Below are 23,056 nucleotides of genomic sequence, written 5' to 3' on the forward strand. Positions count from 1 at the left end.
AAAAGTTGCTATTTTAGCCACCCCAAATCAATACAGTAAACATGAAAACCACAAAACAAAAAATTGGTCTTTTTTTTAAGATACTCCTCGTGGTAATATGCCTTATTGTAGGAGGTTTTTTTGTGTTTAGAGATGCCGTTTTACAACAAACTCTAGATAAAATTTCAAATGAAATGACGGTAGAATACAACAGTAGTTTCACCGTTAAAAAAGCCTCATTTGATGGTTTATCTGGCCTTAGCATGACTGGAATTACGCTCGTACCTAAAGATGCTGATACTCTTTTTAAAATTGAAAAAATAAAAACAACGGTGAACCTCTTGAAACTAATTTCGGGCGAGGTGCAACTGGGAACATTAGACATACAAAACGGTTACATCCAACTAGTAAAAAAAGGAAAAAAAAGAAACTTTGATGCGTTCTTGAAAAAAGATCCCTCAGCGGAACAAACCAATGAAAAAAGGGATTACGCCGAATTTGCTTATGCCCTTATCACCAAAATATTGAATTTAGTTCCTACAGATATGGTGCTAGACAATCTTGCTTTTAAAATAGATGATAATGGCAATAAAACAAACATCAATTTCCAAAAACTACGTTTAGCCAATAAACAATTGGAGACATCCATAAAAGTACAAACCAACACCATCTCACAACAGTGGAAACTTAAAGGTTTTGCAGATCCAAGAAATAAAAAGGCAGACATTCAGTTTGTAAACATTGATACTGGTGCTATTAAACTCCCCTATTTTGATGAACGCTTCAACCTGAAAACTAGTTTCAACACCATACGATTAAATCTTGAAAACATTGACAAAGATGGCGATGAGCTTCACATTGATGGTTTTATGGCTATTGCCAATTTGAAAATCAATCATCCTAAAATAGCCAATAAAGATGTAGTGTTGCAAAATGCTAAGTTTGACTACCGTTTTTTATTAGGATCTGATTTTATTTCTATTGACAGTACCTCAACTGTCCAACTCAATAAGATAAAATTCCATCCTTACCTAGCCTATGACACTGCTCTTGACACGCTCTACAAACTCAAGGTAAACATTCCAAAAATGAAGGCTCAGGATTTCATAACCTCTTTGCCTGAAGGCTTGTTTACGCATTTCAAAGGCATGGAAGCAAGCGGAACTTTCTCCTATAAATTGGATTTTGCTTTCAATCAAAACAAACCCAACCGTTTGGTTTTTGACAGTACTTTAAAGAAAGAAAACTTAAAAATTACAAAATATGGCGACGCCAACTTGACTAAGCTCAATGGAGAGTTTGTATACCGCGCCTTAATAAATAACGTCTTGCAAAGACCAGTTCTTGTGGGTACCGCAAACCCTAATTACACCCCACTAAATCAAATTTCGCCTTACTTACAAAAATCAGTTTTAACTACTGAAGACCCTTCGTTTTTCTCACATCGAGGATTTATCAGTGAGGCTTTTAAGCAATCCATCGTAAAGAACATTAGAACCAAAAAGTTTGCTCGTGGTGCTAGTACTATAAGTATGCAACTCGTAAAAAATGCTTTTTTGAGCAGAGAAAAAACGCTTTCGCGAAAGCTTGAAGAAATTTTATTAGTTTACATCTTGGAAAACAACAGGATTGTGAGTAAAGAACGCATGCTGGAAGTGTATTTTAACATTATCGAATGGGGTCCAAATGTATATGGAATTGGCGAAGCGAGTCAGTTTTATTTCCAGAAAACACCTGTAGAGTTGTCTTTAAACGAATGCCTATACTTGGCTCGAATTATTCCGAGTCCAAAGAAATTCATGTATCAGTTTAACGATCAAGGATTGTTGAAAGATTTTGCAACAAAACAGGAAGTTTTTTTGACAAAAATAATGTTACGAAGAGGACTCTTGACTCCAGAAGACACCTTGTATACTTCAATACCTATTTTTATCTCAGGACCTGCACGTTCTTTTATAAAGTTCAAAGTACTAGATTCAACCTTAATAAAAGTAGATTCACTTGCCGAAGGGACTGAATTTGATTTCTAAATCTATCCTAGAAACTAAAAAACTCCAGCAGAAAAGATTCATTTTCTGCTGGAGTTTTTGTTAAGGAAAGATCAATACAAAGGGTAGTTCTTAAAAAAATACTATTTTTAAATTAAGGTGCCGGATCCGGAATTGCAGCTTGTACTGTATCAATGGCTTTTAAAACCTCCTCCGAAAGTGTCACTTGAATCGTATCAATGTTTTCTTTTAACTGTTCTAATGTTGTAGCCCCAATGATCGTGCTAGTTACAAAAGGCTGTTGTTCTATAAATGCCAAAGACAGTTCTGTCAAGGTCAATCCGTTTTTAATTGCAATTTCATGATACAAACGAGTGGCTTGAGTACTTTGCTCGCTGTTGTATCTAGAGTATTGCGGGAATAAAGTAAGGCGTGCTTTTGGATGTGATTCACCGGTTAGGAATTTTCCAGATAAAATACCAAATGCCATCGGGGAATACGCCAATAAACCTACATTTTCTCTCAGGCAAACTTCAGCGGAACCATTTTCAAAAAGACGGTTCAACAATGAATAGGGATTTTGAATCGTTTTTACTCTTGGCAGATTGTTGTATTTGCTTTCTTCCAAAAAACGCATGATTCCCCATGGATTTTCATTTGACAACCCAATATGCTTGATTTTTCCAGCTTTTACAAAACTGTCCAGAGTTTCCAAAACAGTGTGAATATTATCTTCCCAAGCATCCTCTTGTACAGTGTAGCCGCGTTGCCCAAAATAATTCGTTTTGCGCTCTGGCCAATGCAATTGATACACATCAAGATAATCGGTTTGCAGTCGTTTTAGACTTTCGTCTAAAGCAAACTTGATGCTCGCTGGCGAGAAATCTAACTTTTCTCTCATATACCCAAAATTAGGATTAGGACCCGCGATTTTGGATGCCAAAACAATCGATTCTCTTTTGCCTGATTTTTTAAGCCAAGTCCCTATAATTCTCTCAGTACTTCCATAGGTATCTTTATTCGCTGGAATAGAATACATCTCCGCAGTATCAAAAAAATTAACTCCGTTTTCTAGTGCATAGTCCATTTGGGCGTGACCCTCAGCCTCAGTGTTTTGTTGACCAAAAGTCATTGTACCCAAACAAATTTTACTAACTTTTATATCAGTATTGGGTAAAGTAGTGTATTTCATAAAGTCGTAACGTTATAAAGTCAAAAGTCATAAAGTCAATTGTTTTACTTGATGACTTTATGACTTTTGACTATGGAAAAATTAATTTATATCATTCAACATCTCTGCGATTGCATCTAATCTTGGCGTTAAGATAATTTCAATCCTGCGATTTTTGGCTTTACCCTCAGCAGTTGCATTACTTCCTAATGGTGAAAATTCCCCTCTTCCTGCAGCAGTTAAATTTTGTTTGTTTATTTTTTTGTTTTCGCTCAAAATACCAACAATTGAGGTAGCTCTTTTTGTAGACAAGTCCCAGTTATCTGCAATAGGACCGGATGCTGTAAAGGCATCATCATCTGTATGACCTTCAATCAGCACGGAAATATCTGGATTATCTCCCAATACTTTCCCTAGTTCTACAACCGCTTTTTTACCTTCAGATCCTACTGCCCAACTTCCAGAGTTAAAAAGGAGTTTATTCTCCATAGACACGTATACTTTCCCGTTTTTTTGCTCAACGGTCAAGCCTTTTCCTTCAAAACTATTCAAGGCTTTAGACAAAGTTTCTTTTAGTTTTTTCATGCTTGCTTCTTTGGCAGCAATCAAATCTTCAAGTTCTTTCAGTCTTTGTGCACTTTTACTCAAACGCTCTTGCTCTAGTGTTAGTGCTCTCCCTTTTTCATCTAGTTGGTCCAGCAAATCCCTATTTTTCTTCATGTTGCTTTGTAACGCATCACCACTGTTTTTCTCTAGTGCAGAATAGGAATCTTGAAGCATTTTATACTTGTTTTTATTTGCTTCTAAATCTGCTGCTGCTCTGGCAAGAGCAACTGTAGATTTGTCAAGATCAGCTTTTAAGGCGTCTCGGTCTATTTCGAGTTGGTTTTTAGCTTGCGATAGCGTAGCGTTTTCATCAGCTAAAGTTCTATTTTCTTTTTTTAGATCAGTAAATTTACTTTCTAGATCGTTGTATATTTTCTTGGAAACACAAGATGTTGATAATGCGAGTACCAACAATCCGATTGAAATTTTTTTTATCATTTGTTTTAGTATTTATGTTGATTCAATTGTTTAACAGACCGAAATCATTAAGCTAGAAGCATTCCTCAAGCCCCAATAGCAGTGAAAATCCTTGTTGTTGTTTTTAAAAACAATAAGATTACTTCAGTCAACCTTTATTTACATCGGAGTCCAGTGAATTATATTTGTAGCGAATAAAGGGAACGAGCTCCTGATCCTTCTACTCTATTTCAACCAGAATAGGGCAATGGTCTGAGTGCACAGCATCGGCTAAAATTACAGCTCGTTTTAATTTATGTTTTAAATTTTCACTTACAAGATTGTAATCAATCCTCCATCCTTTATTATTTCCTCTTGCTCCAGCACGGTAACTCCACCATGAATATTGATGAGGCTCCTTGTTAAAATGTCTAAAACTATCTACAAATCCTGATTTCATAAACTGATCAAGCCAAGCTCTCTCTTGAGGCAAAAATCCAGAAACATTTTTATTTCGCACTGGATCATGAATATCTATTGCTTCATGACAAATATTATAATCGCCGCAAATTACTAGATTGGGAATTTCTTTTTTGAGTTCGTTGATGTAGTTTTGAAAATCATCCATAAACATAAATTTATGATCCAATCTATCCATATTTGTTCCAGAAGGCAAGTATAAACTCATAACAGACACCGAATCAAAATCAGCTCGAAGATTACGCCCCTCAAAATCCATATGCTCAATTCCCGTACCATAAAAAACAGAATTAGGTTTTGTTTTAGACAAAATTGCCACACCACTATACCCCTTTTTTGTAGCTGGATAGTAATATTGATAGGGATAACCTGCTTGTGTAATGGCATCAACTGGAATTTGATCTTCAGTAGCCTTAATTTCTTGTAGGCATATAACATCAGGATTTGCATGCTGTAACCATTCTAGAAAACCTTTTGTAATGGCTGCTCTTATACCATTTACATTGTATGAAATAATTCTCATCAGGGAAAAAAATTGAAATTAACATTTAAAATCATCAGGCTTAATTTAGAACCATAATACCCAATTTTATGTATCAGTTTTAAAATCTTGTTTAAAAATATACGTTTCAAATGTAACAAAAAAGTAGAAGTTTGATGTAGAAAAATAGAGAAAATGGAGTTTTTTGCTATCTTTGTTTCTTGCACTAAAATAAAGAAAAAAAATACATGGGTCTAGTTACCGCAAAAGAAGTTGCAAAAGCTATTAATGCAGACAAGTACGGCGTTTTGGGTACGTTTTCTGGCTGGATATTAATGAAGGTTCTAAAAATCTCTACCTTGAATAAAGTATACAATAGAAACAAACACCTAGAAGATGTCGCTTTTTTGAATGGAGTTCTTGATGATTTAAAAATAAAATTCGAAATCCCAGAAGAAGACTTAAAAAGATTACCAAAAGAAGGCGCCTATATTACCATCTCAAACCACCCACTTGGCGGAATTGATGGGGTTTTGTTATTAAAATTAATGCTAGAACGCGAGCCAAATTTTAAAATTATCGCTAATTTTTTATTGCACCGCATAACTCCGTTAAAAAAATACATCATGCCTGTAAATCCTTTTGAAAATCATAAGGATGTGAAATCAAGCGTGGTAGGAATTAAAGAAACACTGCGTCATTTAAGTGATGGCAAACCTTTAGGTATGTTTCCTGCAGGTGAGGTTTCTACTTATAAAGATGGAAAGTTAATGGTAGACAAACCTTGGGAAGAGGGCGCTATTAAAGTCATTAGAAAAGCACAAGTTCCCGTTGTCCCTATCTATTTTCATGCAAAAAACAGTAGGTTGTTTTATTTGCTTTCTAAGATTAGTGGGACTTTTAGAACAGCAAAATTGCCATCTGAAGTTTTTAGTCAAAAACGTAGAGTAATCAAAGTTCGTATAGGCAAACCAATCTCTGTAAATGAGCAAAACGAGCACACTACTCTTGAGGAATACTCTGAGTTTTTAAGAAAAAAGACATATATGCTGGCTAATCCTTTTGAAAAGGAAAGCCCATTTTTACCTACTCCTACCTTAAAAATTCCTAAAAGTCCAAAAACGATTGTTACGGCTGCAAGCCAAGACAAAATGATCAAGGAAGTAGAAGGATTACGTACAACGGATTGTCGCTTATTGCAAAGCAAAAACTACGAAGTGTTTTTTGCAAGAGCTTCAAAAATTCCAAATATTCTTCATGAAATAGGCCGTCTTCGCGAAATTACTTTTAGAGAAGTTGGTGAAGGTACCAATGAATCTATAGATCTTGACAAACACGATCAATATTATCATCATTTATTTTTGTGGGATAATGAAGCTAACAAAATTGCAGGTGCATACCGCATGGGATTAGGAGCCGAAATTTACCCTAAATACGGTATAAATGGTTTTTACCTCAACGATTTATTTAGATTTGAACCTGAATTGTATGATATGATGCATAAATCCATAGAGATGGGTCGCGCGTTTATCATCAAAGAATACCAACAAAAACCAATGCCGCTTTTCTTGCTATGGAAAGGAATTATGCATACTACATTGCGTTATCCAGAGCATAAATTTTTATTGGGCGGGGTAAGTATTAGCAATCAATTTTCTGATTTTTCGAAATCTTTAATGATTGAGTTCATGAAATCAAATTATTACGATCCGTATATTGCTCAATATATTCATCCAAAAAAAGCGTATAAAGTCAAACTTAAAGATGCCGATAAAGATTTCATTTTCAACGAGACTGAAGCTGATTTGAATAAATTTGACAAAATAATTGACGAATTGGAACCTGGCAGTTTGCGCTTACCTGTTTTGATTAAAAAATACATCAAACAAAACGCCAAAGTTGTAGCCTTTAATGTAGATCCACTATTTAATAATGCGGTAGATGGCCTCATGTACATAAGAATAGCTGATATTCCCGAAAGCACTATGAAACCTGTAATGGAAGAATTTCAGGCCGAACTAGAACGAAAATTAGCCGAAAAAGAAGATTAATATCAGTAGCATTATATAAATCCCGTCTAGTCCTAAAAAGATAAGACGGGATTTTTTATGTTTTAAAACCATGCCTTTTTACCTACTTGATACGTTTGATAAAACTCTTCATCTGATTTTGTCAAATAAATAATCCCTTCAATAAGTCCTAACAAAGTCGTTACGGTTCCACAAGTAAACAAACTAATCAACAACCATATAATCCCTTCGGTGGTGTAACCCAAAAAAAACTTATGAATTGCTAAAGGTCCTAAAAGTATAGCAAGCAACCCTGCTGGAAGTTTCTTATTGTCTTGTCGGTAAGGTTGTGGTTGATTCCAAGTTTCGTGTTTTTGATTTTCCATTGTTAGTCAATATTGGTTAATTAAGTAGTTTATGTATTCTCATTTATAAAAAAGCAGCGTCAATAGGTTCCCAGAGTTCAATTTTATTTCCTTCGCAATCCAATATCCAAGCAAATTTCCCGTACTCATAAGTCTGCATATCACCCACAATTGTTACACCCTCTTGTATTAATTTTTTCAATAATAACTCTAAGTCATGTACTCTAAAGTTTTGCATGAACTCTTTTTTGCTTGGTTCAAAGTAAGTAGTATCTGCTGCAAATGGCGACCATTGCGTAGAACAATCCGCGCCGTTCTTATCTTTCCACCAAAAAGTAGCTCCGTACTCATCTGTTTTTAAACCCAAATACTTTTCGTACCAAGCCGCTAAACCTTTAGGGTCATTGGACTTAAAAAAGAAACCTCCAATTCCTGTTACACGCTCTTCTGGCTCGATATCTTTGGCTTGACCAAAATATTTTGCTTTGATTTTATCTACAATAACTTGTGCTAATCGTTCCTTACTTTCCACAGTCCAACCCGCAATATGAGGCGTTAAAATGACATTTTTAGCTTGCAGTAAATATTGAAACGCTTCGGGAGTATTTTTGTCACTAAAAAGAGTTTCAAAAGATAGTTTTTCGTACTCTAAAACATCAAGACCTGCGCCTAGAATTCTTCCTGATTGTAAAGCTGCTGCCAAATCTTGAGTTACTAAATTGTTACCGCGTGAGGTGTTGATAATCCAAAATGGCTTTGCAAAGTGATTGATAAAGGATGCGTTGATCATTTTATCTGTTTCTGGAGTCCAAGGAACGTGTAAGCTTAGTACATCAACTTCTTGCTGAAAAGTATCGAGTGTTACTTGTTTCGCATTGGCATCGCCTACGTTTTCTAGAATGTCGTAGCAAAGTACTTTTACATCAAAACCTCGAAGTTTTTTGGCAAAAGATTTCCCCATATTTCCGTAGCCAATAATTCCTACCGTTTTACCATCTAGCTCATGACCTCTATTACTTTCACGGTTCCACTGCCCTGCTCTAATTTCTTGATCGGCTTGATTCAAGTTATTGAACAATGATAGAATCATTCCTAACGAATGCTCTGCTACTGCATTCTTATTGCCTTCGGGTGCGGCTATAAGCGTAATGCCTTTTTGCGTAGCATATTCACAATCAATACTTTCTAATCCAGCCCCAACACGAGCTATAAACTGTAAATTTATTGCCTTGTCTAAAAATATTTTGTCAATTTTAAAACGACTTCTAATCACGATTCCGTGATAATCCTGAATTTTAGATTCAATTTCCTCCTTTGAAGAAATATAATCACTGTGATTATGAAAACCAGCAGCTTGAAGTTGATCCCAAAGTACGGGATGATTACTGTCTATATGAAGGATGTTGATAGCCATATTGTTTTTAATTTGATTACTCAAATAAACAAAAAAAATACGGTTTATGGTGTAAACTGATGCCATTAGCCTTTAAAATTGTAAATTTGTAATTTGTATTTTTCACACTCCTACAAAGCAAACTCAAAATAAATAATGAAAGTAACTAAAACATTTAAAGCCTTTTTTGAAAGCGAAAAAGCAGGAGGTATCTTATTACTTTTTGTGACTTTACTATCCATTGCATTGGCTAACTCAGCCGTACAAGACAATTATATTGCATTTTGGGAAACCGAAATTGCACACCATTCTATTACCCACTGGATTAATGATGGTTTAATGACTATTTTCTTTTTATTGATAGGTTTAGAATTAGAACGAGAAATATATCAAGGAGAATTATCGAGTATTAAAGATGCGGCTTTACCCATTTTTGGGGCTTTGGGAGGAATGCTAGTGCCAGCAGGAATTTTTTTACTACTAAACTTTGGTACATTTACACAAAACGGAGCCGGAATTCCTATGGCTACAGACATTGCGTTTGCAATAGGAATTTTATCGCTTTTAGGCAAAAGAGTTCCTACTTCATTAAAAATTTTCTTAACCGCATTGGCAGTCATTGATGATTTAGGAGCCATAATAGTCATTGCTGTATTTTACACGGAAAGTATTGACTACATCAATCTAGGAATTGCATTTGCCATTATGGGGATTTTGTTCATTTTTAACAGACGCAACGTGCACCAACTCTACCCATATTTGATAGGAGGAGCAGCCATGTGGTACTTCATGCTAAATTCAGGAGTCCATGCTACCATAACAGGAGTATTATTGGCCTTTGTGATCCCGTTTGGAGATGGAAGTAAAAAGACATCTTCTTACCGTTTGCAACACTTCTTGCATTATCCTGTTGCCTTTTTTATACTTCCCCTGTTTGCCGTTGCAAATACAGGAATTGCAATTAGTGCTAACTGGCAAGAAGGTTTAAATCATGCCAACACGATAGGGATCATTTTAGGACTTGTAGTGGGAAAACCTTTGGGAATATGGTTGTTCTCATTTCTAGCGGTAAGTTTGGGTATTTGTACACTGCCAAAGGATTTAAAATGGAGTAGTATTCTGGGCGCAGGAATGCTAGGAGGTATAGGATTTACCATGTCTATTTTTATAACCTTACTGGCTTTTAAAAACGATGGTGAAGAAGTAATTACCTATTCAAAAATTGCCATTTTAATAGCCTCTTTTATTGCAGGAACCATTGGGTTTTTATGGCTAAAATTTAATTTGAAACCCCTAAAAATTAAAAAATCCATATAATATTATCTATATACTTCAAAACCAAAAAACCTCATTTTTTGAACTAAAAATGAGGGTTTTTTTAGTGTATTAAAAACGTTTTTTAGAAAAAGACAAGGCAAAACTATTGCCAAAATTATCTCGTGTAAACAAAAACATTGTTGCTACAAAAATGATAATTTGAGGTAAAAAAAATCTATCCAAAACAAAAAATTGATAGCATAAAAAAGCTCCAAAAGCAACTTGAATTCCTATCAAAAGACCCAATCCTAATTGATAAGTAACACTTGCATTGATAGTAAAGGTTTGTATTTCGCCTGCTTTCAAGTTGATTTCTTGCGTTTGCTGTGTTTTGCCGTCATCTATTAGCAGACTATATTTTCCGGGAGCAAGCGTTATTTCTTTACGGTTATTTTTATAGTTCATTTCACAATCTAATGCATTTGCAATTTTTACATTGTAATGATAAGACTTGTTGTAAATATCAGTACTTTTTGACGTTCTAATTAATAGTGTCCCTGGATTCATAATCAAGTTTTTTTTAGTTATAGTTGATGCTTTTATCCCTTAATCTGCTTCAAAGAAGTTTTTATTCCTTTAATTAAGGACGAACTAAAACCATGCATCTCCATTTCATTCAACCCCGCAATAGTGCAACCTTGCGGCGTAGTAACTCTATCTATTAATTGTTCCGGATGTATTTTTTCTTCCAAAAGCATTTGTGCTGCACCTTTTACAGTTTGCGCCGAAATAGCGAGGGCGGTTTGCCAATCAAAACCTATTTCGATACCCGCTTGCATAGAAGCACGAATATAACGCAACGCAAATGCAGTTCCGCTGGCTGCAAGAACCGTTGCTGCATCCATCAATTTTTCGTCAATAATTGGAGCTGTGCCTAATGTGTGGAATAGCGATACAACTTGCTGCGCTTGCATTGTATCTTTTTCATGAAAAGCAATACAGGTTGCTGAAGCTCCGAACTGTGCCGCTATATTGGGCATTATCCGAATAGCACTATTTGTATTCCCTATTTTTTCTTGCAATTTCTCTATAGATAATCCACTTACAGCTGATGCTACAATTTTTTGAGACACATAAGGCAGAATTTCAGTCAATACCATATCTACTTGATAAGGTTTTATAGTCAAAATAATGACATCCGCCTCTTCTATTTGATGTACATTATTACTGGTAACAGTGGCACCTAATTTTTCGAGATACGTAATTGAAGATACATTTCTTCTAGTTATGGTAATCTTGTTTTCTGGTGAAAACTGAGACAATCCCAGTGCAATTGCTACACCTAGGTTTCCCCCTCCAATAATATGTACTTTCATGCTAGTTGTGGTTTTCCTCTCCCAAACCCTCTCTAAAAGAAAGGGAATTATCATGGAAAAGTGTTGGTTAGTTAGTTAAATGACTATATTTTTTTAGAATCCTAAAATTATTTTTGCTATCGAAAAATAAATTAAAATTCCGCAAATATCGTTGCTAGTGGTAATAAAAGGCCCTGTTGCTAAAGCTGGATCAATCCCAAATTTATCTAGCAATAACGGAATAGAAGTTCCAATTAATGATGCAATAATTATTACTGATATGAGTGCAGTGGTTACAATAACCCCAATAATAATCTCAACATTTAATAAAAAATGACTTCCTATAAACAATATAGAAGCCAATATTACACCGTTTAATAAGCTCAATGAAACTTCTTTTATCAACCTATTAAACAAGGAACCACTCAAGGTATTATTAGCCAAACCTTGCACAATAATAGCCGAAGATTGTACACCTACATTCCCCGCCATAGCCGCAATAAGTGGTGTAAAAAAGAATAAGTTTCCGTGTTGTAGCATGGCACCTTCAAAAAGTCCCAACACTTTTACCGAAATAAAACCACCTAAAAGCGCTAAAACCAACCATGGTAACCTCGCTTTTGTATGCTCAAATATGCTATCATCAGCTTCTACGTCTTGTGATATACCCGCTGCTAACTGGTAATCTTCATCGGCTTCGTCCTTAATTACATCTACAATGTCATCAATGGTAATTCTACCTACTAACCTTCCTAATTCGTCCACAACTGGAATGGCTTCTAAATCGTACTTCTGCATAATACGAGCCACCTCAACATCCTCTGTATCTACTTTTACCGAGTTTAATTTTCGAATATAAACATCATTAATAGGTGTTCTAGACGAAGTAGTCAACAAATCCTTAAGTGACAAACGCCCTTTTAAACGGTCTTCATCATCTACCACGTAAATAGAATGTACTCTGGATATATTTTCGGCCTGAATGCGCATTTCTTTCACGCACGTAAGTACATTCCAGTTTTCATTGACTTTAACCAACTCCTTGTGCATGATTCCACCAGCGGTGTCCTCATCATAGCGCAATAAATCAACAATATCTTTGGCATGCTCCACATCCTGAAGCTCTGATATTACTTCGGCTTTTAAGTCTTGCGAAAGTTCTGCAATAATATCCGCAGCATCATTGGTTTCAAGTTCATCTAATTCTTCTGCAATTTCCTTTGGCGAAAGCCTGCTTAATATGTTTTCACGCAAATCATCTTCTAGTTCTAGAAGAATTTCGGCGGTTTTCTCACTGTCTAAAACTTTAAAGATGTAAGTAGCTTCGTTAAAGTCCAGCTCATCTAGAATTTCGGCAATATCAGCATGGTGCATGTCATTCAATAACACTTCCAGTTGCTGGTCGTTCTTGTTTTGAATGAGTTGCTCTAATTCCTGAATTAGTACTTTGCTGATTTTAAACTCCATCGGCTTCTATTTTTTGTGTGAGTGAAATAAATTGTTCTACATCTAATTGTTCTGGACGAAGGTTGAAAATTTCATCCTCACGTAAGGTATCTGACAAATTTAAGGTCTTTAAGCTGTTTCGTAACGTTTTACGTCTTTGCTGAAAAGCGGTTTTAACTACTGTGAAAAATAATTTTTCGCCGCAAGGCAAACTATAATCTTTTTTACGGCGTAACCTTAAAACACCTGATTTTACTTTGGGTGGCGGATTAAAAACATTTTCGTCTACGGTAAACAAATACTCTGCATCATAAAAAGCTTGTACTAATACCGAAAGAATTCCATAGGCCTTTGTTCCTTTCTTTTCACAAATACGTTGTGCTACTTCTTTTTGAAACATACCTGCAAACTCTGGTATTTGTTCTTTGTATTCTAATGTTCTAAAAACAATTTGTGTTGAAATATTATACGGGAAGTTCCCAATTATAGCAAACTGTTTCCCTTCAAAAATTTCATTGATGTTGTATTTCAAGAAATCTTTAGAGATAATTTTATCTTTCAATTTTGGATAATTTGCATCCAAATAGGTTACTGACTCGGTATCAATTTCAATAACGTAAGTGTTTACAGGTTTATCCAATAAATATTTTGTCAAAACTCCCATTCCCGGACCTATTTCTAAGACATCCTCATACCCTTCTAGGTTTAGCGTGTCAGCAATATCCTTAGCTATACTTTCATCTTTGAGAAAGTGTTGTCCTAAGTGTTTTTTGGCGGTTACTTTTTCCATTTTTTTGCTGAACTTATTTCAGTATGTATTTATTTTGCCACTAAGGCATAAAGTTTATATTGTATCTGTGATCCGTTTTTTAATCTGGATACTAGGTGTTTACAAGATTACGCTATTTATTTATAATCCCCAATTAACTCAAGTTCAGTTCTAAAAGCTAGCATTTTATCTCCAAATAATCGAGCGCCCTCTTCACGGAAACCCGGTGCATGCTCTTGATAATAACGCTGCAAGGTCTCCTTACTTTCTGTTTCATATTGTACAGAGTAGGTTACTCCTCCCATTTCTTCTTCAACCAATACGCGAACCAATCGGGCTGATGAAAACAATCCAGTTGCCAAGATTTCAGGAATGTGTTTGTGTTGCATCCAGATCATCCATTGATCGTGTACGCTTTCATGTATATTTGTAGTGACATTGTATATAATCATAAACTGACCCTGACCCTAAAAAAAGGGAAAACCTACCAGGGATAGTAGGGTTAAAAAAAATTAATATTCTAGAACAACGGTTGCCATAATGTAAAGCCTAGTTTTGCACCCATCATTTACTGTATTACAGTATCTCCTCTTAGCATGCGATATTCTTTGCGGGCCGGCACAAAATGGATACTATCTTGATGATTAAAAATTATTTTCTCATACAATGGCTTAGCAATTTCGGGTTGTTGTAGTTTTTTATTGTTTATTTCGGCCGCATAAAATAAGGCTTCGTCAATGTAAATGCTTTCTTTGTGTGTTTCTATTATTTTTTGGTATTGGCTTAAAGCCAAAACAAAATCGGATTTTTTTTCATAAATTTTACCCAATCTCAACAACGTAACCGCTTCAATCTCATTAGCTTGCTCACCTGTCTTTTTTTGTAACAGTGATTGAAATTGAACAATGGCTTCCTCATCTCTATTTTGATACAAGAGGTAATCTCCTTTTGCAAATTGTTTTAAGGCCGTTTGAGTAGAATCAGCAACGGTATTGTCATTTATCAGCAAGTAATACTCTAAGGCATCATTTGCAATCAACTGTGTATTAGCTGCTTTTAACTCCTTAAATTGTTTCAAGGCCCATTCAAAATCGGTTTTAAAATAGCTTGTTTTGGCTGCTTTTAAACTGGCTTCATGAGCTACAACATCATTCTTTAAATCCAATTCAATTTGAGAATAGTACAATAATGCTTGGTTGAATTTTTCTTCATAAAGTAAAATATCAGCCAACTCCATTTTTGTTTGTGCTATTTCATATTCATTCATCTGCATTTCAAGGGCAGACTTAATAATTTTTTTAGCCTCCTCTGGTTTTTTTAAATTGAATGCTGTAAAATGAGCTTGAATAAGTTGCAAAGATAGCGTAAAAGGACTTATCCCGAATTGTTTTAGCAAATCCTCTAGCACCAGATTGATTGCTGGGTAATCAGTAGCTGATGCTTTTTCAATTTTCATTCGTATTAAGTACGTATTAGCTTGGACCAATAACTCCTTGTCCTGTGAGTTTTGCAACACAAAATTTAAAATCTCAATAGCGGCATCGGTTTTGTCTTCTTGAATGGCTTGTTGTCCTAGACTTACAATATTAGCAAGCGTTTCGGGATTGCGTTTGTAAATGGCCTTTTCTTGTATAAATGCCTTATCAAATTCTTTTTGCTGTACATAAAACCAACTTAAAAAACGATTCCAGAAAATATCTTGTGTTTTTTGAGTTCTTATTATCAATGCTTTACGCAAAATGTCATTGAAATTAGCATCTCCTTCATCAACCATAAAGCGTACTAATTGGTTTTGAATCCTAATGGAGTTTTCTGGATTTGTGTACGCTTCGTCTAGAAAAGTAGCAACCATAAGTTCCATATTTGCCATTTGACCGTAGAGCAACCCTATTTGATAATTGAAATTGAAATTTTCCTGCGTTCCAGAGACCATTTTATATGCTTTCAATGCATATTCAAGGAGCACTTTACGTTCAAACGCATTGGCAACACCGTAAACATCATTTGGATTTTTCTTTATGGATTCTAAAGCTCTTTCGTAGTAAGGCGTTGCCTTACTTTCGTTTTTTTGCAACTGATAATTATAGCCAAGTTCAACTAAAATAGTTGGCTGCTGGTATTTATCATACCTGAGCTGAAGTGCGTTTTGAGCGTTTTCAAACTGCTGCAATTGTTGTAAACAATCTATTGATCTTAGAAAATAGAGCGAATTTTGAGGTGTCTCTTTTAAAAGTTCTTCATAATTGATTTTTGCTTTTTCAAAATCGCCTTTGTCATAATAATACTGTGCTAATTGCTCGTTTTGGGCAAAAGCAAATAGCGAGAATGACAAAGTGATATACAGAAAGAGCTTTTTCATTATCAATATTCGTGTTTAGTTGCAGTCACAGTTTTCAGTCACAGCGTTGTCAACTGTGACTGATAACCGCAAACTAATTAATTTATAATATCAAATCCACAGTAAGGACGTAATACCTCTGGAATTACAATTCCCTCAGGAGTTTGGTAATTTTCTAATATTCCAGCCATAACTCTTGGTAAGGCCAGCGCGCTTCCGTTTAAGGTGTGTGCCAATTGGTTTTTTCCATCTTTGTCTTTGAAACGCAATTTCAAACGATTGGCTTGAAAAGTCTCAAAATTAGAAACTGAACTAATCTCTAACCAACGGTCTTGTGCGGTAGAAAAAACTTCAAAATCATACGTCAATGCTGAAGTGAAACCCATATCCCCGCCACAAAGACGTAAAACACGGTACGGTAATTTCAAATCCCTCAAGATATCTTTGACATGTTCTACCATTCCATCAAGTGCTTCGTAAGACTTATCAGGATGCTCTACACGTACAATTTCGACTTTGTCAAATTGGTGCAAACGGTTTAAACCACGTACATGAGCACCGTAAGAACCTGCTTCACGACGGAAACATGGCGTATAAGCCGTAGTCAATACTGGCAATTCATTTTCGTTGAGGATTACATCACGAAACAAATTAGTAACAGGAACCTCAGCCGTTGGAATCAAATACAAATCATCTGTTTTATCATGGTACATTTGCCCTTCTTTGTCTGGCAATTGTCCTGTTCCATAAGCAGATGCTTCATTGACCATGTGCGGAACCTGAACTTCATTGTAACCTGCTGCCGTATTTTTATCTAAGAAATAATTGATCAAGGCACGTTGCAAACGAGCGCCTTTACCTTTATAAACTGGAAATCCTGCTCCAGTGATTTTTACTCCCAATTCAAAATCAATTATGTCGTATTTTTTTACCAAATCCCAATGTGGTTGTGCACCTTCATGCAAAACTGGAACGGCACCTTCTTCAAAAACGTTTACGTTTTCCTCGGGAGTTTTACCCTCAGGAACGATATCAGCTGGAAGATTAGGCAGTGTGTATAATTTTTCTAAAAGTTCAGCGGCTAGTGCCTCAGCTGTTTCGGCTAGTGCTTTGCTTTTCTCTTTGTTTAAAACTGTTTTTTCTTTTAGGATTGCGGCTTTTGATTTCTCACCCGCTTTCATCAATTCGCCAATATCTTTGGATAATTTATTAGATTCAGATAAAATAGTGTCAAGCTCTACTTGCGTAGCGCGACGTTTTTCATCTAGTTGTACCACTTCTTCAACAACACTCTTGGCATCCAAATTTCTTTTGGCCAAAGCATTGATTACTTTTTCTTGATTCTCTCTAATAAATGCAATTTGTAACATAGCTTGATTTTTTTGCGCTAACTTATATGATTATGGAAGCAAATTTAAGGAAATGTTTGATAAGATTGGGACAAAGTTTTTTAGGAAAATTTATTTCACGAAGATTCGCATAAGAGCCACAAAGATTCACGAAGTTTTTTACAGAAATCTTTGCGCTGATCTGTGTTTTTCTTGGTGTGTCTTTGCAAAATAACTCCTCTTTTTTAATAGGAAAGGCTATTTCACGAAGATTCACTAAAGAGCCACAAAGATTCACGAAGTTTTTTGCAGAAATCTTTGCGCTGATTTGTGTTTTTCTTGTTGTGTCTTTGCAAAATAACTCTACTCTTTTTTAATAGGAAAGGCTATTTCACGAAGATACTCTAAAGATACACTAAACGGCCACAAAAATTCACGAAGTTTTTTGCAGAAATCTTTGCGCTACTTTGTATTTTTTTTGTGTGTCTTTGCGAAATAACTCTACTCTCTTTTAATCTCGTGACCTACAAAAGCTTCAAGAGTTGCAAACATATCGTCTATAGAAAGCACTTCAAGATCAGGGTGCGACATTAAAAAAGCAGCATTAAGTTCTACTATATTTTCTTCTATTTCGAAAAAAGTATCGGTGTTGAGCGCATCTCTAGTGAGATTAACTCCTTCTAATTTTCCTTGTAAAAATTTATTGAGCTTTACAGTGCTCATTAAACTTACTTTTTTAGATTGTTGCTGGAATAATTCTAGATGTTTTGGTGCTTCAATCAAGGCCAAACCTTCTTCAATAAGTTCATTTAATTCCTTATTCCATCCGGAGCGGTGAACGAATTGTGCAAAATTTCCATCAACATGTTGCGCTACATAAAAATCCAAATAATAACTCATCAACGCATCTTCGTGAATCAAATCGTCATCAATTTTCTCTTCACGCATTAAATTGATCACTGAAATGTTTGAGTTAATTATGTCTTGTGGGTTTTCACTTTGAGCAGCGTTTTCTGAGATGATAATTTTTCCGAATTCCATTTGGGTTGCGTTTTAAATTTAAGTTGCAAATTTCGGGTAAAATACTGAGGAATCGAAATATTTGTTTTAACCACAGATTGCAAAGATTAGCACAGATTTATTTTCCTTTAAATTAAATGCCATCCGATTCATTATTGATCTTTTTCTGATTCATTTTGGCTACCAATGCCTTTAAGCGTGCTGCTTTTGCTGCTTTCTCTTCTTGCAATTTTGCCTTTTTCCTATTGAGTAATTTGGTGTGCAACGCTTTATTTTTGGTGTTTTTTTCGGGTCCTTTAGGCATGATGTAGAGACTTATTTAATAGTGTTTGCCATTTGAGACTGTTATCACAATCACAAACTTAAAACGATGCAAAGGAAACTATTTTTCGGCATTTTGCTGTTTTAATATCGAATTTAGTTGTTCTTGAACTAGAGATTCCTCGTTCCTTAGAATGACAAATAGACTGAAAATAACTATTCCCCTAGCCCCGATAGCAGTGGAAATCCTTATTGTTTTTTCTTTAAAAACAATAAGATTGCAACGGATAGTGGGACATCGCAGATTCAGCAAAGCTAAATAGCTTCAAATAAAATTCTATTGCTTATTTTTGCACTCAATAAAATTGAATCATGAAATGAGCGTAGCAAAAAAATGGGTGATACATCCCGTCGTGCTAGGCGAATTACATGTGACAAATAAAAAAATAATATTAGCAACACATGATACAGAATCCAAAAAGATATACGATTACAGCGGCATTGCCGTATACGAACGGACCGATTCACATTGGTCATTTGGCGGGTGTTTACGTACCGTCAGACATTTATTCCAGATATTTAAGATTGCAAGGAAGAGACGTTTTGTTTGTTTGCGGAAGCGATGAACACGGTGTGGCTATCTCTATGAAAGCCAAAAAAGAAGGCATTACCCCTCAGCAAGTAATCGATAAATATGATGGAATCATTCGTAAATCGTTCTCTGATTTTGGAATTTCATTTGATAATTATTCTAGAACTTCGGCTAAAATTCATCATGATACGGCTTCGGAATTTTTCAAAAAATTGTACGAACAAGGCGATTTTATTGAAGAAGTAACCGAGCAATTGTATGATGCCAAAGCAGATCAATTTTTAGCAGATCGTTTTGTAATGGGAACTTGCCCAAAATGTGGCAATGAAGAAGCATACGGCGATCAGTGCGAAAAATGTGGTTCTACGCTTAATGCTACCGATTTGATTAATCCAAAATCGACCATTACGGGAGAAACTCCCATCATGAAAGCAACGAAACACTGGTTCTTGCCTCTAGACCGTTATGAAGATTTCTTGAAAGAATGGATTCTTGTAGGACATAAAAACGACTGGAAACCGAATGTTTACGGACAAGTAAAATCCTGGATTGACGGCGGATTAGAACCTCGTGCGGTAACACGTGACCTAGACTGGGGAATTGATGTTCCTGTTGAAGGTGCCGAAGGAAAAAAATTATACGTGTGGTTTGATGCGCCTATTGGATACATATCGGCTACGAAAGAATGGGCTTTGCGCGAAGGAAAAGATTGGGAACCGTACTGGAAAGATCAAGACACAAAACTGGTTCACTTTATAGGGAAAGACAATATTGTATTTCACTGTGTTATTTTCCCAGCGATGTTAAAAGCTGAAGGAAGTTATATCTTACCGGATAATGTTCCTGCCAATGAATTCTTGAACTTAGAGGGCAATAAATTATCTACGTCTAAAAACTGGGCCGTTTGGTTGCACGAATATTTAGAAGAATTCCCAAATCAGCAAGATGTATTGCGTTATGCCTTAACATCAAATGCACCTGAAACGAAGGATAATGATTTTACTTGGAAAGACTTTCAAGCTAGAAACAACAATGAATTAGTGGCAATTTTTGGAAATTTCATCAATCGCGTGGTGGTTTTAACCAATAAATATTACGACGGAATTGTTCCTACTCCTAACGAATTATCTGAGGTAGACGAACAAACTTTGGCTGAATTGAAAGCCTATCCATCGGTGATTTCTAGTTCTATCGAAAGATATAGATTTAGAGAAGCGCTTGGCGAAATGATGAATGTGGCACGACTCGGAAATAAATATTTAGCTGATGAAGAGCCTTGGAAAATGATTAAGGACAATCCTGAGCGTGTAAAAACACAAATGTATGTGGCCTTACAAATTGCTGCTGCTTTGAGTTCCATTTGTGAACCGTTCTTGCCTTTTACTTCTGTAAAATTGTCAAGAATGTTGCATATCAACATCAACAATTGGAATTTGGAATTTGAAGATTGGAATTTATTACCCGCTGGTCACCAAATTGGTCAAGCCGAATTACTTTTTTCTAAAATTGAAGACGAGGAAATCCAAAAACAAATAGATAAATTGGAAGCAACCAAAACGGCTAACAAAGCCGAGAATAAAGTAGCTGAACCACAAAAAGAGCTGATTCAGTTTGAGGATTTTGCCAAAATGGATATCCGCACAGGAACCATCTTAGAAGCCGAAAAAATGCCAAAAGCCAACAAACTTTTGATTTTAAAGGTGGATACTGGAATTGATGTTCGCACAATAGTTTCGGGAATCGCAGAGAGTTTTAAACCAGAAGATATCGTTGGAAAACGCGTGACGGTTCTCGTGAATCTAGCCCCAAGAAACCTTCGTGGTGTAGAAAGTCAAGGAATGATTTTGATGACTACTAATGCTGAAGGAAAACTAGTGTTTGTAAATCCAGATACGGATGGCGTAGGGAATGGCGAGACCATCAATTAAAAAAAAATTATAAAATGAAAATAAAAAAGCCGCAATTAGCCTTAATTGTTGGGATACTCTGCATTTCGATTTTTCCAATATTAATAAAACTTCGGTTAACTCCCGGACTAATTTCGGCTTTTTATAGAATGGCAATTGCAGTAACCTTGCTATTGCCTTATGTCATAATTACAAAAAAATTCAAGCTTCCAACTTTCAAAGTATTAATTCCTGCCATAATATGCGGAATTTTATTTGCCTCTGATGTTGCCGTTTGGAATATTGCCATTCAAGAATCTAGTGCTACTCAGGCTTCACTGCTTACTAATTTATCACCGCTATGGGTTGGGATTGGTTCCTTTTTATTTTTAAAAACAAAACCCGCTACTAATTTTTGGATTGGAACTGTAATCTCATTGGTCGGAATGATTATGCTAGTTGGTTTTCAGTTTTTTATTGAACTGAATTTTGACACCGCTTTCCTGTTAGCCGTGCTATCGGGTATTTTATATGCTATTTACTTATTAATCAGCAAAAAAGTACTTTCTACAGTAGACGTGCTTTCATTTATGACCGTCAGCCTAATTTCTTCAAGTATATATTTAGGAATTCTCTGTTTAATGTTAAAAGAACCTTTTTCCGGATTTTCTAATGCTGGTTGGTTGGTCTTGTTGATCCAAGCAGTAGTTTGCCAACTTTTAGCATGGTTATCGCTTAGTTATGCCACACAACACATGCGCGCCACAAGAGTATCTTTGAGCTTGCTCGCCCAAGCCGTTTTGACTGCTATTTTAGCTTGGTTATTTTTAGATGAAATAATCACACTGCAAATGATTATAGGAGGAATTATTTTACTTTTGGGAATCCGAATTACCTTTTATTCGAAAACAATTTCAATGAAAAAAGTCTTTTCTAAAACAGCTACAAGTTAAAAGAAAAACCTCATTTATTATCAAAATAAAACAAAAATGAACCTAAAAGTAATTGCTTTTGATGCTGATGACACCTTGTTTATCAACGAAACCTATTTTCTAGAAACCGAAGAAAAATTTTGTGCACTAATGAGTGATTATTTGTCACATCAAGGACTTTCACAAGAATTATTTAAGGTCGAAATAGCTAATTTAAAACTGTATGGATACGGAATAAAAGGCTACATTTTGTCGATGATTGAGGCTGCAATGAATATTTCGAACAACACGATTCCGATTGAAATAATTGAAAAAATCATTCAGTACGGCAAAGAACTTTTAGAAAAACCTATTGTTTTACTAGATGGTGTTCAAGAAACCCTACAAGCCTTACACGGAAAATACAAACTGGTGGTGGCCACCAAAGGCGATTTATTAGACCAGCGCAGAAAATTACACAATTCTGGGTTAGGCCATTATTTTCATCATATTGAAGTGATGTCAGATAAGCAGGAAATTGATTATACAGACTTGATTAAACGATTAGAAATTCAACCCTCTGAATTTTTCATGATAGGAAATTCATTAAAATCGGATGTTCTCCCTGTTTTAGCCATAGGTGGATATGCCGTTCATATACCATTTCATACCACTTGGGCACATGAAAAAATTGATCACAAAGTAGAGCACCCTAATTTTCGAACTATAGAAAAGCTAACAGATGTATTACCTTTTATACAATTTTAGCCTTTAAAATTTATTTTCTGAATGCAGAACCGCATTTTAAAAACATTGATTTTATTTTTTTTCGAGTTATAAAAAATATATGCAAAAAAATATTCGTTAATTTTTTATCAATCCCTTAGTGTTGCTGGTAATTTATAGAATTAAAAGTAAATATTGCATAATTAACTGATTGAAATTTCTCATCAAAATATATGTTGTAAATTTGCAAAGAATTTAAAAATCATAAAAAATGAAAAATTTAATGTTTGCATTAGTTT

Annotated in this window: 19 protein-coding genes and 1 pseudogene; 6 read left to right on the plus strand and 14 right to left on the minus strand. The window is 35.3% G+C overall.

The features are described 5' to 3' along the window. The first annotated feature begins 41 nt into the window (after positions 1-41). Entirely contained in the window at positions 42-2,009 is a 1,968-nt protein-coding gene (locus DNC80_RS06180; protein WP_182650130.1) for a transglycosylase domain-containing protein, read from the plus strand. Positions 2,010-2,121: 112 nt separating this feature from the next. Here the strand turns inward: DNC80_RS06180 and DNC80_RS06185 are convergent, their stop codons facing one another. The 3 genes from DNC80_RS06185 to DNC80_RS06195 all read right to left on the minus strand — a co-directional run bounded on the left by DNC80_RS06185 (position 2,122) and on the right by DNC80_RS06195 (position 5,143). Further along, positions 2,122-3,159 (minus strand): aldo/keto reductase, encoded by a 1,038-nt coding sequence (locus DNC80_RS06185; protein WP_182650132.1) that lies wholly within the window; start codon positions 3,157-3,159, stop codon positions 2,122-2,124. Positions 3,160-3,240: 81 nt separating this feature from the next. Beyond that, entirely contained in the window at positions 3,241-4,182 is a 942-nt protein-coding gene (locus DNC80_RS06190) for an OmpA family protein (protein ID WP_182650134.1), read from the minus strand. A gap of 199 nt (positions 4,183-4,381) precedes the next feature. Beyond that, the gene (locus DNC80_RS06195; protein WP_144893436.1) at positions 4,382-5,143 is read right to left on the minus strand and encodes an exodeoxyribonuclease III; all 762 of its coding nucleotides are present in this window, start codon (positions 5,141-5,143) and stop codon (positions 4,382-4,384) included. Positions 5,144-5,349: 206 nt separating this feature from the next. Between DNC80_RS06195 and DNC80_RS06200 the strand changes: the two genes are divergently transcribed. Then, a complete protein-coding gene (locus tag DNC80_RS06200; protein WP_086453085.1) occupies positions 5,350-7,152 on the plus strand; it encodes a lysophospholipid acyltransferase family protein in 1,803 nt (600 codons plus the stop codon). Between the two features lie 62 nt (positions 7,153-7,214). Here the strand turns inward: DNC80_RS06200 and DNC80_RS06205 are convergent, their stop codons facing one another. After that, positions 7,215-7,496, minus strand: coding sequence for a TM2 domain-containing protein (locus DNC80_RS06205; protein WP_182650136.1), 282 nt, complete (start codon positions 7,494-7,496; stop codon positions 7,215-7,217). Positions 7,497-7,950: 454 nt separating this feature from the next. Further along, positions 7,951-8,889: pseudogene (locus DNC80_RS06210) on the minus strand (2-hydroxyacid dehydrogenase); the annotation flags it as partial. Between the two features lie 135 nt (positions 8,890-9,024). Here DNC80_RS06210 and nhaA point away from each other — a divergent pair. Continuing rightward, on the plus strand, positions 9,025-10,185 hold the full coding sequence (nhaA, locus tag DNC80_RS06215; RefSeq protein WP_182650138.1) for a Na+/H+ antiporter NhaA: 1,161 nt from the start codon (positions 9,025-9,027) through the stop codon (positions 10,183-10,185). Between the two features lie 69 nt (positions 10,186-10,254). Here nhaA and DNC80_RS06220 read toward each other — a convergent pair whose 3' ends face one another. The 9 genes from DNC80_RS06220 to DNC80_RS06260 form a co-directional block, all read right to left on the minus strand. Next, complete coding sequence (locus DNC80_RS06220) at positions 10,255-10,692, minus strand: hypothetical protein (protein ID WP_182650140.1); 438 nt, start codon at positions 10,690-10,692, stop codon at positions 10,255-10,257. 32 nt (positions 10,693-10,724) lie between these two features. Further along, complete coding sequence (proC, locus tag DNC80_RS06225; RefSeq protein WP_182650142.1) at positions 10,725-11,501, minus strand: pyrroline-5-carboxylate reductase; 777 nt, start codon at positions 11,499-11,501, stop codon at positions 10,725-10,727. 93 nt (positions 11,502-11,594) lie between these two features. Further along, a complete protein-coding gene (mgtE, locus tag DNC80_RS06230; protein WP_182650145.1) occupies positions 11,595-12,947 on the minus strand; it encodes a magnesium transporter in 1,353 nt (450 codons plus the stop codon). Next, a complete protein-coding gene (rsmA, locus tag DNC80_RS06235; RefSeq protein ID WP_182650148.1) occupies positions 12,937-13,716 on the minus strand; it encodes a 16S rRNA (adenine(1518)-N(6)/adenine(1519)-N(6))-dimethyltransferase RsmA in 780 nt (259 codons plus the stop codon). Before rsmA ends, mgtE begins: the two co-directional genes overlap by 11 nt. Before the next feature lie 116 nt (positions 13,717-13,832). Then, positions 13,833-14,147, minus strand: coding sequence for a DUF4286 family protein (locus tag DNC80_RS06240; protein ID WP_182650150.1), 315 nt, complete (start codon positions 14,145-14,147; stop codon positions 13,833-13,835). A 116-nt stretch (positions 14,148-14,263) separates the two neighbouring features. Continuing rightward, positions 14,264-16,054: a hypothetical protein gene (locus DNC80_RS06245; RefSeq protein WP_182650152.1), complete on the minus strand. Its 1,791-nt coding sequence runs from the start codon at positions 16,052-16,054 to the stop codon at positions 14,264-14,266. A gap of 77 nt (positions 16,055-16,131) precedes the next feature. Continuing rightward, on the minus strand, positions 16,132-17,403 hold the full coding sequence (gene serS, locus DNC80_RS06250; protein ID WP_182650154.1) for a serine--tRNA ligase: 1,272 nt from the start codon (positions 17,401-17,403) through the stop codon (positions 16,132-16,134). A 459-nt stretch (positions 17,404-17,862) separates the two neighbouring features. Beyond that, positions 17,863-18,402: a hypothetical protein gene (locus DNC80_RS06255; protein WP_182650156.1), complete on the minus strand. Its 540-nt coding sequence runs from the start codon at positions 18,400-18,402 to the stop codon at positions 17,863-17,865. Positions 18,403-18,514: 112 nt separating this feature from the next. Beyond that, positions 18,515-18,685: a hypothetical protein gene (locus DNC80_RS06260; RefSeq protein WP_182650157.1), complete on the minus strand. Its 171-nt coding sequence runs from the start codon at positions 18,683-18,685 to the stop codon at positions 18,515-18,517. A 419-nt stretch (positions 18,686-19,104) separates the two neighbouring features. Here DNC80_RS06260 and metG point away from each other — a divergent pair, with 419 nt between their 5' ends. Genes metG through DNC80_RS06275 form a run of 3 tightly spaced genes read left to right on the plus strand, consistent with a single transcriptional unit; the run spans position 19,105 to position 22,799 of the window. Beyond that, positions 19,105-21,162 (plus strand): methionine--tRNA ligase, encoded by a 2,058-nt coding sequence (gene metG / locus DNC80_RS06265; protein WP_182650159.1) that lies wholly within the window; start codon positions 19,105-19,107, stop codon positions 21,160-21,162. 14 nt (positions 21,163-21,176) lie between these two features. Next, positions 21,177-22,073, plus strand: coding sequence for a DMT family transporter (locus DNC80_RS06270; protein ID WP_182650161.1), 897 nt, complete (start codon positions 21,177-21,179; stop codon positions 22,071-22,073). A 36-nt stretch (positions 22,074-22,109) separates the two neighbouring features. Continuing rightward, on the plus strand, positions 22,110-22,799 hold the full coding sequence (locus DNC80_RS06275; RefSeq protein ID WP_182650163.1) for an HAD family hydrolase: 690 nt from the start codon (positions 22,110-22,112) through the stop codon (positions 22,797-22,799). The last annotated feature ends 257 nt before the right edge of the window (positions 22,800-23,056 follow it).

The sequence above is a fragment of the Flavobacterium sp. SOK18b genome (assembly GCF_014156605.1).
Lineage (GTDB): Bacteria > Bacteroidota > Bacteroidia > Flavobacteriales > Flavobacteriaceae > Flavobacterium > Flavobacterium tiangeerense.